Genomic DNA, 12,537 nt, shown 5'->3' on the forward strand with positions numbered 1-12,537 from the left:
CTGATGCAACCACTCCTATCGACGTAAGGATCCAATGACCTCCTCTTCTTCCCTTCCCCAGGACGCGCAGAACGCGCCGAGTGCCACGGAGAACGCGACCGAGAGCCTCACCGAGGGCCTGCGGGCCGACGCCCTGATGGAAGAGGACGTCGCCTGGAGCCACGAGATCGACGGAGCGCGGGACGGCGACCAGCTGGACCGCTCGGAGCGTGCCGCCCTGCGGCGCGTGGCCGGACTCTCCACCGAGCTCGAAGACGTCACCGAGGTCGAGTACCGGCAGCTGCGCCTGGAGCGCGTGGTGCTCGTCGGTGTCTGGACCTCGGGCACCGTGCAGGACGCGGAGACCTCGCTCGCCGAGCTGGCGGCGCTCGCCGAGACGGCGGGAGCCCTGGTGCTCGACGCCGTCTTCCAGCGCCGCGACAAGCCCGACCCGGCCACGTACATCGGTTCCGGCAAGGCGCTTGAGCTGCGCGACATCGTCCTCGAAACCGGGGCCGACACCGTCGTCTGCGACGGTGAGCTCAGCCCCGGCCAGCTCATCCACCTCGAAGACGTCGTCAAGGTCAAGGTGGTCGACCGGACCGCCCTGATCCTGGACATCTTCGCCCAGCACGCCAAGTCCCGCGAGGGCAAGGCGCAGGTCTCGCTGGCACAGATGCAGTACATGCTGCCGAGGCTGCGCGGCTGGGGTCAGTCGCTCTCCCGTCAGATGGGCGGCGGCGGTTCCAGCGGCGGTGGCGGCATGGCGACCCGCGGTCCCGGTGAGACCAAGATCGAGACCGACCGGCGCCGCATCCGCGAGAAGATGGCGAAGATGCGCCGGGAGATCGCGGAGATGAAGACCGGCCGCGACCTCAAGCGCCAGGAGCGCCGGCGCAACAAGGTGCCTTCGGTCGCCATCGCCGGCTACACCAACGCGGGCAAGTCCTCCCTGCTCAACCGCCTGACCGGCGCGGGTGTGCTCGTGGAGAACGCCCTGTTCGCCACCCTCGACCCGACCGTGCGCCGGGCCGAGACGCCGACCGGCCGGGTCTACACGCTGGCCGACACCGTCGGGTTCGTACGGCACCTGCCGCACCACCTGGTCGAGGCGTTCCGCTCCACCATGGAGGAGGTCGGCGAGTCCGATCTCATCCTGCACGTGGTGGACGGCTCGCATCCGGTGCCCGAGGAGCAGCTCGCCGCGGTGCGCGAGGTGATCCGTGAGGTCGGCGCGACGGACGTGCGCGAGATCGTCGTGGTCAACAAGGCGGACGCGGCGGACCCCCTGGTCCTCCAGCGCCTCCTGCGCAACGAGAAGCACGCCATCGCGGTGTCGGCGCGCACCGGCGCCGGGATCGACGAGCTGCTCGCGCTCATCGACACCGAGCTGCCGCGGCCGTCGGTCGAGATCGAGGCGCTCGTGCCGTACATCCAGGGCGGACTCGTCTCCCGGGTGCACGCCGAGGGCGAGGTGATCTCCGAGGAGCACACGTCGGAGGGCACGCTGCTCAAGGCGCGGGTGCACGAGGAGCTGGCCGCGGAGCTCGCGGTGTTCGTCCCCGCGGTGCACTGACCGAGCCGCACCGGAAGTACCGAAGGCCCGTTCCCCCACGAGGGAACGGGCCTTCGGCCGTGTGCGCCGCTACCGGGCGCCGTACTTCCCGCGGCGCGGACCCGCCGCTACTCGCCCGCGTACTTCCTGCTGACCGATTCGTAGACGCCCTTGGCCTCCTTGCCGAGGCGCGGTCCGGCCAGCCAGCCGGCCGTCACCGGGCCGATGGAGGTGTTCGAGACCAGCGCGGGCTTGCCGTCCTGGCCGGTGGCGACCCAGCCGCCGCCGGAGGAACCGCCGGTCATCGAGCAGCCGATGCGGTACATCGTCGGGTCGCCCTGGGCGAGCGAGAGACGGCCGGGCTTGTCCTTGCACTGGAACATCGTCTGGCCGTCGTACGGGGCCGCCGCCGGGAAGCCGGTCGCCGTCATGTCGGCGATCTTCGGCACGGCCGGGGCGTTGAACTCGACCGGCAGGGCCGAACCGACCGTCTCCTCCAGGGACTTGCCGCCCGCGCCCTCCTCGGGCGTGACGTGCAGCACGGCGAAGTCGTACGAGGCGCCCAGGCCACCGACCGACGCGCCCTGGTCGATCCACTGCTGCGAGGTCTGCGCCCAGCTGCCCCACCAGATGCCGTAGGGGGCGACCTTCTCCTTGGGCGGGTTGTCGCGCAGTTCGGCGGTCGACAGACCGCTGTCGTTGTACGAGGGGACGAAGGCGATGTTGCGGTACCAGCCGCCCTTCTTGCCCGCGTGCACGCAGTGGCCGGCCGTCCACACCATGTTGGACTTGCCGGGGTGCGCCGGGTCCTTCACCACGGTCGCCGAGCAGACCATCGAGCCCTCGGGGCCGTCGAAGAACAGCTTCCCGGACTCGGCGGCGTTGTCGTGGTACGGCGTCTTCACGCCCACGGCCCGGACCGGCGCGGGCGTCGGGTCCGTCACGCCCTCGTCGCCCGAGATGTCGTTGTCGACCGGCTTCTGCGGGGGCTTGTCGGCGTCCCGCATGCGGTCCGGGTCCCAGAGGCCCGCGATGATCGGGTTGACGAAGTCCTTGGCCTCACGCAGCCACTTGTCCTTGTCCCAGTTCTTCCACTCGCCGTTCTTCCACTGGTCCAGGTCGATCCCGTGCTCCTTGAGCCGGTCCTTCAGATCGTCCGGGATCGTGATCTTGTCGTCCGTCTGACCGGCGGAGCTGCTGCTCGGCGCGGTGCTCGCGTCGTCCTCGGACGGCCCGCAGGCGGTGGCCGTGAGCGCGAGAACGGCGGCGACCGCGGCGGTGGCGAGCACGGGTGAGGAGGTGAGACGGGCACTTCCCCTGCGGCGTGCGGTGTTTCCTGGTCGAACGAGACGCATCTGCTGATCCCCCTGGGACTTCGTAACTCAACGCTTCTGTACTGCACTTGTGCACGGCGCGCCGCAGAGCGCACCGAACGGGCAGGGCGCACCGCGGCCTTCGGGAGGTGACCCGGAGCCCCGGCGCGGCCCCCCACTATGCCGGTGGTGCCGCGGACGCTGCGCGGCAGGGTTGCGCTCCGCAAGGATCTTCGGATTTACCCGTGATCCTCCGCCCCCTTCGTCGTTGGTACGTACGGGGGCACGGAGACAGCGTTCACCCTCGCAGGCCGTCCTTGCGGAATCGTACTGACGTGCAACGCAACTGTTACAGCGGGAGGATCAAGAGCCGTGGCCGTGACCGAACCAGCTCCGGCACCACCCCTTGCCGCCCACGAAGGCATCCTGCGCCGCCAGTCACTGCGTGAATCGGCCGCCCGCACCTACGCGAGGTCGCTGCCGATCGTGCCGGTGCGGGCCCGGGGCCTGACCATCGAGGGCGCGGACGGGCGGCGGTACCTCGACTGCCTGTCCGGAGCGGGGACGTTGGCGCTCGGCCACAACCACCCGGTCGTCCTGGAGGCGATCAAGAAGGTCATCGACTCGGGCGCCCCGCTGCACGTGCTCGACCTGGCGACCCCCGTGAAGGACGCCTTCACCACGGAGCTGTTCGCCACCCTGCCCGGGCGGTTCGCCGACGACGCCCGGATCCAGTTCTGCGGACCGGCCGGTACGGACGCGGTCGAGGCGGCGTTCAAACTGGTCCGCGCCGCCACCGGCCGCAGCGGCCTGCTGGCCTTCACCGGCGCCTACCACGGCATGACGGCGGGCGCCCTCGCCGCGTCCGGCGGCGCCGAGGACGTACGGGTGACCAGGCTCCCCTTCCCGCAGGACTACCGCTGCCCCTTCGGCATCGGCGGCGAGGCCGGGGCGCGGACCGCCGCGCACTGGACCGAGAGCGTGCTGGACGACCCCAAGAGCGGGACGCCCGCCCCTGCGGGCATGATCCTCGAACCGGTCCAGGGCGAGGGCGGGGTCAACCCCGCGCCCGACGGCTGGATGCGCCGGATGCGGGAGATCACCGAGGACCGCTCCATCCCGCTGATCGCGGACGAGGTGCAGACCGGCGTCGGCCGGACCGGCGCCTTCTGGGCCGTCGAGCACAGCGGGGTCGTGCCCGACGTCATGGTGCTGTCCAAGGCCATCGGCGGCTCCCTCCCGCTCGCCGTGATCGTCTACCGCTCCGAGCTCGACACCTGGCAGCCCGGCGCCCACGCCGGCACCTTCCGCGGTAACCAGCTGGCCATGGCGGCAGGCACCGCCACCCTCGCCTACGTCCGGGAGAACGGGCTCGCGGAACGGGCCGGGGCCCTAGGCGACCGGATGCTGGCGAGCCTGCGCTCGCTCGCCGCCGACCACCCGTGCATCGGCGATGTCCGGGGGCGGGGCCTGATGATCGGCGTGGAGCTCGTCGACCCCGAGACCCGGCCGCTCGGCACCGGCACCGAGGCACCGCCCGACCCGGTCCTCGCCGTCGCCGTCCAGCAGGAATGCCTGCGCCGCGGCCTCATCGTCGAACTCGGCGGCCGGCACTCCACCGTCGTACGCCTGCTCCCGCCCCTCACGCTCACCGACGAACAGGCAACCGCGGTCGTGGACCGCCTTGCCGATGCCCTGGCAGCCGCGGAGCGCTCACCGCACCGCCGGACGCCGACCGGATCGATCCGCTGACCACGGACACCAGCACAGGAAGACCGCCGTGAACCCCACCCCCGCGCCCGAAGCCGACGGCCCTCCCCCCAGCCACCTCCCCGAGGCCGCCGCCCCCGGCCAACTCGCCGTCGAGGCGACGACCGTGCCGCGCCAGAAGGAGACGCCGCACGAACTGTGGCACGCGTCGAAGCCCGCTTCCCCGACCCCGGCCGCCGCACACCCGGGCGATCCCGCCCCCGCCGCCGACCCGCTGGACCACCCCGATCCGCTCCGCGCCGCCGACGCGGCGGGCATCGAGAACCTGCTGCGCTGCTGGGTGCGTGAGAGCGACCTGCCCCCTCCGGCGGGGGAGACCCTGCGCATCCCGCTCCCCGCGAGCGGCACCGCCCTGCTCGTCCCCGTCCTGCACTGGTCCGCCACCGGCTGGCACCGCTTCGGACCGCCCGCCCTGGAGCAGGCCCCCGTCGGCGCACCCACCGCCGACGCCGTCACCGTGGCCGCCCTGCTCGGCCGGGAGGCCGACCACAACGAGGGCGCCGACATGGTCGCCCGGGTCGCCGACTCCGTACGGCGCACCGCCGCGTTCATCACGGCGCGGCGCAGCCGTCCCGGCGCCCCCGACGAGGCGGACCTCTTCCTCACCGCCGAGCAGTCACTCCTGCTCGGCCACCCGCTGCATCCCTCGCCCAAGAGCAGGGAAGGGCTGACCGACACCGAGACACGGCTCTACTCACCCGAGCTGCACGGCTCCTTCCCCCTCCACTGGATGGCCGCCGACCGCTCCGTGCTGGCCACCGACTCCGCGTGGACCGACCAGGGCCGCCCGGTCCCCGCCGCGCAGCTCGTCGCCCGGCACGCCCCGGGCCTGCCCTTCCCCGAACACACCACGCTCATCCCCCTCCACCCCTGGCAGGCCCGCGAACTGCGCGGCAGGCCCGAAGTCGCCGCCCTGATCGACTCCGGCCTCCTGCACGACCTCGGCCCGTACGGCGCGCCCTGGCACCCCACCTCCTCGGTGCGCACCGTGCACCGGCCGGGCACCGACCTGATGCTGAAGCTCTCCCTCGGCGTCCGCATCACCAACTCCCGCCGGGAGAACCTCCGCAAGGAGCTCCACCGCGGCGTGGAGGTCCACCGGCTGCTGCGCACCGGGCTCGCCCGCCAGTGGCACGTGGAGCACCCCGGCTTCGACATCGTGCGCGACCCCGCCTGGCTCGCGGTCGACACCCCGGACGGCACACCGGTGCAGGGCCTCGACGTCATGCTGCGCCACAACCCCTTCGAGCGGTACGACGACGCGGTCTGCATCGCCGGTCTCACCGCGCCGCGCCCCTGGCCGGGCCGGACGGGCCTGCACTCCCGGCTCGCCGACGTCGTCCACCGCCTCGCCGCCGCCACCGGACGGACCACGACCGCGGTGGCCGCCGAGTGGTTCCTGCGCTACCTCGACCGCGTCGTGCAGCCGGTGCTCTGGCTCGACGCCCACGCCGGCGTCGCGCTGGAGGCCCACCAGCAGAACACCCTGGTCCTGCTCGACGCCGACGGCTGGCCCGCCGGCGGCCGCTACCGTGACAATCAGGGCTACTACTTCCGCGAATCCCACCGCGCCGCACTCGACCACAGGCTCCCCGGCATCGGATCGGTCAGCGACACCTTCGTCTCCGACGCCGTCACCGACGAACGCTTCGCCTACTACCTCGGCATCAACAACGTATTCGGACTGATCGGCGCCTTCGGCGCCCAGCGCCTCGCCGACGAACAGATGCTCCTCGACGCCTTCCGGCGGTTCCTGAAGTCGGCGGGCGATCTGGGCTCACCGCTCCCCGCCCACCTGCTCGACACCCCGCGCCTGCGCTGCAAGGCCAACATGCTGACCCGCCTGCACGGACTGGACGAACTCGTCGGCCCCGTGGACACCCAGTCCGTCTACGTCACCATCACCAACCCCCTGCACGGCTGAGTAAGGAGCGCCCCACCCGTGCCTCTTCCTGATGCGCACACCGGTCTCGCCCCCCGGGCGGACACGGGCGCCGAGGACACGCTCGAACTGCGGATCACCGCTGAACTCCGCGCGCTCTTCCAGGAGGAGGCACCCACGCCCCGGCACGGCGCCACCCCGCCCGAACCCCTCGGCCGGCCGGCGGACTGGCAGCCCGTCGCCACCCCGGCCGGGGCGTTCCAACTCGTCCCCGTCCGCCCGGAGCGCGACCTCGCGACGATCAGCCGCTGGATGAACGACCCCGTGGTCGCGGCCTTCTGGGAGCTCGCCGGCGACGAGAGCGTCACGGCCCGGCACCTCGCCTCCCAGCTCGACGGCGACGGCCGCAGCATCCCCTGCCTCGGGGTGCTGTCGGGTACGCCCATGAGCTACTGGGAGATCTACCGGGCCGACCTCGACCCGCTGGCCCGCCACTACCCCGCCCGGCCGCACGACACCGGCGTCCACCTCCTCATCGCCGAAGGGCACCGCGGCCGGGGCACCGGCACGACGCTGCTGCGCGCCGTGGCCGGTCTCGTGCTCGACCACCTTCCGCTCTGCACCCGGATCGTCGCCGAGCCCGACCTCCGCAACGTCCCATCCGTCTCCGCGTTCCTGAGCGCCGGATTCCGCTTCTCCGCCGAGGTCGACCTCCCCGAGAAGCGGGCCGCGCTGATGATCCGCGACCGAGCCCACCGCACCCGCCCATGAACGCTTCCCCGACCCGTCCGCACCGCTCGAACCCCATCGGTTCCATCCCGAGGAGTCCCCGTGCCGAAATACCCTGCCCATGACGACGCAACGGAGCCGCCCGCACTGCTCGATACCCCGGAGCTGAACCGGGCGGCCTGGGACCGGGCCGCCGCCCGGATGCTCGCGAAGATGCTCGGCGAGTTCGCCTACGAGGAAGTCATCGAGCCGGCCCCGCACACCTCCGACGGCTCCACCTACACGCTCGGCCTCGACGACGGCGGCAGCCTGAGCTTCACCGCCCGGCGCGGCGTCTACGGCAGCTGGCGCGTGGACCCCGACTCGATCCGCGCGGCAGAGAACCCCGGGCTCCGGGACGCGGGCAGCGTTCCCTTCCGCGATCCGCTGCTCTTCCTCACCCGGGCCCGCCGCCTCCTCGGGCTCGACGGCGCCACCCTCGGCCACCTCGTCCGCGAGCTGACCACCACGCTCACCGCGGACGCCCGCCTCGACCACACCGCGCTCACCGCCGCCGAGCTGGCCGACCTCGGCTACGCGGAACTCGAAGGCCACCAGACCGGCCACCCCTGGATCGTCGCCAACAAGGGGCGCCTCGGCTTCTCCGCCACCGACGCCTCCCGCTACACCCCCGAGGCCAGGAAACCGGTCAGGCTGCCGTGGCTCGCCGTCTCCCACCGGATCGCCGCCTACCGGGGCGTGGGCGCGGTGGCCACCCCCGGGCAGCTCTACGCACAGGAGCTGGACACCGACGTCCGCGCCTCCTTCGCCGACGCCCTGCGCGCCCGCGGCCTCGACCCGGACACCTACCACTACCTGCCCGTCCACCCCTGGCAGTGGGACGAGTGGATCGTGCCGCTGTTCGCCCCGGCCATCGCCGCCGGAGACCTCGTGCCCCTGCCCGCCGACCCGGACGTGCGGCTGCCGCAGCAGTCCATCCGCACCTTCGCCAACGTCGCGCGGCCCGACCGGCACACGGTGAAGCTCCCGCTGTCGATCCTCAACACCCTGGTCTGGCGCGGCCTGCCGACCGAGCGCACCGTCGCCGCACCCGCCGTCACCGACTGGGTGCTGGGGCTGCGCGACAACGATCCGTTCCTGCGCGACACCTGCGGCGTGATCCTGCTCGGAGAGGTCGCCTCGGTCACGGTCGAGCATCCGCTGTACGACCACCTCCCCGAGACGCCGTACCAGTTCAAGGAGATCCTCGGGGCGATCTGGCGCGAGCCCCTGCTGCCGCGTCTGGCGCCGGGGGAGCGGGCCCGTACGCTCGCCTCGCTGCTGCACACCGACCCGCGGGGGCGTTCCTTCACCGCGGAGCTGGTCGCCCGCTCCGGTCTGACGCCCACCGTCTGGCTCTCCCGGCTCTTCGCCGCGCTGCTGCCGCCGCTGCTGCACTTCCTCTACCGCTACGGCACCGTCTTCTCCCCGCACGGCGAGAACGCGATCGTGGTCTTCGACGAGCAGGACGTGCCCGTGCGCCTCGCGATCAAGGACTTCGTGGACGACGTCAACGTGAGCGCGCAGCCGCTGCCCGAGCACGGCACCATGCCGTCGGACGTGCGCCGCATCCTGCTGACCGAGGAACCCGCCTTCCTCACCCAGTTCATCCACTCCGGACTCTTCACCGGGGTCTTCCGCTTCCTCTCCCCGCTCTGCGAGGAACAGCTCGGTGTCCCCGAGGGCGAATTCTGGTCACTCGTCCGGGCGGAGATCCTGCGCCACCACGCCCGGTTCCCCGAGCTGAAGGAGCGGTTCGAGATGTTCGACATGCTGACCCCGCGGATCGAGCGCCTCTGTCTGAACCGCAACCGTCTGCATCTCGACGGCTACCGCGACCGGCCCGAGCGTCCGCACGCGGCGGTCCACGGCTCCGTGGCCAACCCGCTGCACGTCTCGGCGTGAGGCCGGGAGTGGACGTCGCTGTCAGTGGAGCCCCGTAGGCTGGCCGGGCTATGACGAAGCCATCCCTCCCCGAGCTCCTGCACGCCGCCGTGACCGCCGTCGGCGGCACGGAGAGGCCCGGCCAGGCCGCCATGGCCGCTGCCGTCGCCGAGGCGGTAGACGACCAATCCCACCTGCTCGTCCAGGCCGGCACGGGGACGGGCAAATCGCTCGGATACCTGGTGCCGGCCCTGGCGCACGGCGAGCGCGTCGTGGTGGCCACGGCGACCCTGGCCCTCCAGCGCCAGCTGGTCGAGCGCGACCTGCCGCGCACGGTGGACGCGCTGCATCCGCTGCTGCGCCGCCGCCCCCAGTTCGCCATGCTCAAGGGCCGGTCGAACTACCTCTGCCTGCACCGCCTGCACGAAGGCGTGCCGCAGGAGGAGGAAGAGGGGCTGTTCGACCAGTTCGAGGCGGCGGCGCCGTCCAGCAAGCTGGGCCAGGACCTCCTGCGCATGCGGGACTGGGCCGACGAGACGGAGACGGGCGACCGGGACGACCTCACCCCCGGCGTCTCGGACCGGGCCTGGGCGCAGATCTCGGTCTCGTCCCGGGAGTGCCTGGGCGCCAGCAAGTGCGCGTACGGGGCGGAGTGCTTCGCGGAGCAGGCCAGGGAGCGGGCCAAGCTCGCGGACGTGGTCGTCACCAACCACGCGCTGCTGGCCATCGACGCCATCGAGGGCGCCCCGGTGCTCCCGCAGCACGAGGTGCTGATCGTGGACGAGGCCCATGAGCTGGTCTCCCGGGTCACCGGTGTGGCCACCGGCGAGCTCACCCCTGGCCAGGTCAACCGCGCGGTGCGCCGCGCCGCGAAGCTGGTCAACGAGAAGGCGGCCGACGCGCTGCAGACCGCGTCCGAGGGCTTCGAGCGGGTGATGGAGCTGGCGCTCCCCGGCCGCCTGGAGGAGGTCCCGGAGGACCTGGGATACGCGCTGATGGCCCTGCGGGACGCCGCGCGCACGGTGATCTCCGCGATCGGCTCGACCCGGGACAAGTCCGTCCAGGACGAGGACGCGGTCCGCAAGCAGGCGCTGGCCGCGGTCGAGTCCGTCCACGCCGTCGCCGAACGCATCACGCAGGGGTCCGAGTACGACGTCGTCTGGTACGAGCGGCACGACCGCTTCGGCGCCTCCGTGCGCGTCGCCCCGCTCTCCGTCTCCGGGCTGCTGCGCGAGAAGCTCTTCACCGAGCGCTCCGTCGTCCTCACCTCGGCCACGCTCAAGCTCGGCGGCGACTTCAACGGCGTGGGCGCATCCCTGGGCCTCGCCCCGGAGGGCACCGCGGGCGACGACGTCCCGCAGTGGAAGGGACTCGACGTCGGCTCGCCGTTCGACTACCCGAAGCAGGGCATCCTGTACGTCGCCCGGCATCTGGCGACCCCGGGCCGGGAAGGCTCCCGTACGGACATGCTCGACGAACTCGCCGAGCTGGTCGAAGCGGCCGGCGGGCGCACGCTGGGACTGTTCTCCTCCATGCGGGGGGCCAAGGCCGCCGCCGAGGAGCTGCGGGGGCGGCTGGACAAGCCGATCCTGCTCCAGGGCGAGGAGACCCTGGGCGAGCTGATCAAGAACTTCGCGGCCGACCCGGAGACCTGCCTCTTCGGCACGCTGTCGCTCTGGCAGGGCGTGGACGTCCCCGGGCCGAGCTGCCAGCTGGTGGTCATGGACCGCATCCCGTTCCCCCGGCCCGACGACCCGCTGATGAGCGCGCGCCAGAAGGCGGTCGAGGAGGCGGGCGGCAACGGCTTCATGGCGGTGGCGGCCACGCACGCCGCGCTGCTGATGGCCCAGGGCGCCGGCCGTCTCGTACGGGCCACGGGGGACAAGGGCGTCGTCGCGGTGCTCGACCCGCGCCTCGCCAACGCCCGCTACGGCAGCTATCTGCGGGCCTCGCTCCCCGGCTTCTGGTACACGACCGACCGCAACCAGGCCCGCCGCTCCCTCGCCGCGATCGACGCCGCGGCGAAGGCCGACGGACGGTAGCCCCGCGGGGACGTACACAAGAAACCCGCAGGGACGTACACAAAAAAGGGGCCCCGACACCGGCGCGAAGCCGGGCTCGGGGCCTGCCCACAGATCGTGGGGCGCGGGTCTCAGACTCGGCGCAGCACCGCGACGACCTTGCCGAGGATGGTGGCCTCGTCGCCGGGGATCGGCTGGTACGCGGCGTTGTGGGGGAGGAGCCAGACGTGGCCGTCCTCCCGCTTGAAGCGCTTCACGGTGGCCTCGCCGTCCAGCATGGCGGCCACGATGTCGCCGTTCTCCGCGACGGGCTGGCGTCGCACGGTGACCCAGTCGCCGTCACAGATCGCCGCTTCGATCATCGAGTCGCCGACGACCTTCAGCACGAAGAGCTCACCGTCACCGACCAGCTGGCGGGGGAGCGGGAAGACGTCCTCGACGGACTCCTCGGCGAGGATCGGTCCACCGGCCGCGATCCGGCCCACCAGCGGCACGTACGAGGCGGCGGGCTTGCCCGTGGTGTCCGTCGGCTGCGTGCTCGGCTGGTCCGAGCCGCGTACCTCGTACGCCCGGGGGCGGTGGGGGTCGCGGCGCAGGAAGCCCTTGCGCTCCAGGGCCATCAACTGGTGGGCGACCGAGGAGGTGCTGGAAAGGCCCACCGCCTGACCGATCTCCCGCATCGACGGCGGATAGCCACGCCGCTGCACGGAGTCCCGGATGACCTCGATCACGCGTCGCTGCCGGTCCGTGAGTCCCGAGCTGTCCGCCCGGATTCCAGGAGGTCGTCCGGGGAGCGAGCGCGCTGGACGCCCGGGCTCCGGCCCCTCCGTGTTCGTGACTGAGTCATTCATGGCATGCACCGGCTCGAGTCGGCTCTGGGAGCGGTCCTGGGCAGTGATGATGGCACTGTCTGCGGTGGTGGTCACGTCGGCGGCCCCTCTCGAATGGTCTCCCTAGCTGGACAACGGTAGTAGCTTTCGAAAGGTTGCGCCAAACACACGTTCGAGTGAAAAACGAATGAAAGTCGGTCCAGCGTTCACTGCTGGGTGTATGAGGCTGCGTATGCGACCCACGCCGCGAGAGCCGGGCGACCGGCGGCGGCGACCCCTCGACCGTAACGTTCCGTGCCGTGCCGACCGCGCGCGGGGGTACCCGCCCGGTCGTCCGCCGTCCGGGCGCTTCCCGTACCCTCTTGGTCGGCCGTACGCTGCCTCCCGGCCGCCCTCCCGGCGCGACACGCTCCAGGGCCAAATGCGCGGCCAAACCCAAGATCTAGTGGTTGGATTGTTCCGGCCGCCCAGAAGTTGTGGTCCCCGTCAGTCGGGGGTGCGGTCATCGCCTATGCTTGAGACCGCTTCGAGGGCC

General features: G+C 72.1%; 8 protein-coding genes. 6 read left to right on the forward strand and 2 right to left on the reverse strand.

Annotated elements, in window-relative coordinates; all coding sequences use genetic code 11:
• The first annotated feature begins 34 nt into the window (after positions 1–34).
• Positions 35–1,555 (forward strand): GTPase HflX, encoded by a 1,521-nt coding sequence (gene hflX / locus E6R18_RS04080; protein WP_136315448.1) that lies wholly within the window; start codon positions 35–37, stop codon positions 1,553–1,555.
• Positions 1,556–1,662: 107 nt separating this feature from the next.
• Here the strand turns inward: hflX and E6R18_RS04085 are convergent, their stop codons facing one another.
• Entirely contained in the window at positions 1,663–2,889 is a 1,227-nt protein-coding gene (locus E6R18_RS04085; RefSeq protein ID WP_240799582.1) for a hypothetical protein, read from the reverse strand.
• Positions 2,890–3,219: 330 nt separating this feature from the next.
• Between E6R18_RS04085 and E6R18_RS04090 the strand changes: the two genes are divergently transcribed.
• From E6R18_RS04090 to E6R18_RS04110, 5 genes are read left to right on the forward strand one after another with little or no spacing between them, the layout of a single operon-like run.
• Positions 3,220–4,599 carry a diaminobutyrate--2-oxoglutarate transaminase family protein gene (locus E6R18_RS04090; protein ID WP_136315450.1) on the forward strand — a complete coding sequence of 460 codons (1,380 nt, stop codon included), beginning with the start codon at positions 3,220–3,222 and terminating at the stop codon, positions 4,597–4,599.
• A gap of 28 nt (positions 4,600–4,627) precedes the next feature.
• On the forward strand, positions 4,628–6,541 hold the full coding sequence (locus E6R18_RS04095; protein WP_136315451.1) for an IucA/IucC family protein: 1,914 nt from the start codon (positions 4,628–4,630) through the stop codon (positions 6,539–6,541).
• Positions 6,542–6,559: 18 nt separating this feature from the next.
• Entirely contained in the window at positions 6,560–7,270 is a 711-nt protein-coding gene (locus tag E6R18_RS04100; RefSeq protein ID WP_136315452.1) for a GNAT family N-acetyltransferase, read from the forward strand.
• A gap of 60 nt (positions 7,271–7,330) precedes the next feature.
• Positions 7,331–9,172 carry an IucA/IucC family siderophore biosynthesis protein gene (locus E6R18_RS04105; RefSeq protein WP_136315453.1) on the forward strand — a complete coding sequence of 614 codons (1,842 nt, stop codon included), beginning with the start codon at positions 7,331–7,333 and terminating at the stop codon, positions 9,170–9,172.
• Positions 9,173–9,222: 50 nt separating this feature from the next.
• Positions 9,223–11,193 (forward strand): ATP-dependent DNA helicase, encoded by a 1,971-nt coding sequence (locus E6R18_RS04110; RefSeq protein WP_136315454.1) that lies wholly within the window; start codon positions 9,223–9,225, stop codon positions 11,191–11,193.
• A gap of 110 nt (positions 11,194–11,303) precedes the next feature.
• Here E6R18_RS04110 and lexA read toward each other — a convergent pair whose 3' ends face one another.
• Positions 11,304–12,098 (reverse strand): transcriptional repressor LexA, encoded by a 795-nt coding sequence (gene lexA, locus E6R18_RS04115; protein ID WP_026171816.1) that lies wholly within the window; start codon positions 12,096–12,098, stop codon positions 11,304–11,306.
• Between the last annotated feature and the right edge of the window lie 439 nt (positions 12,099–12,537).

Source organism: Streptomyces sp. A1277, from assembly GCF_004795015.1.
GTDB lineage: Bacteria > Actinomycetota > Actinomycetes > Streptomycetales > Streptomycetaceae > Streptomyces.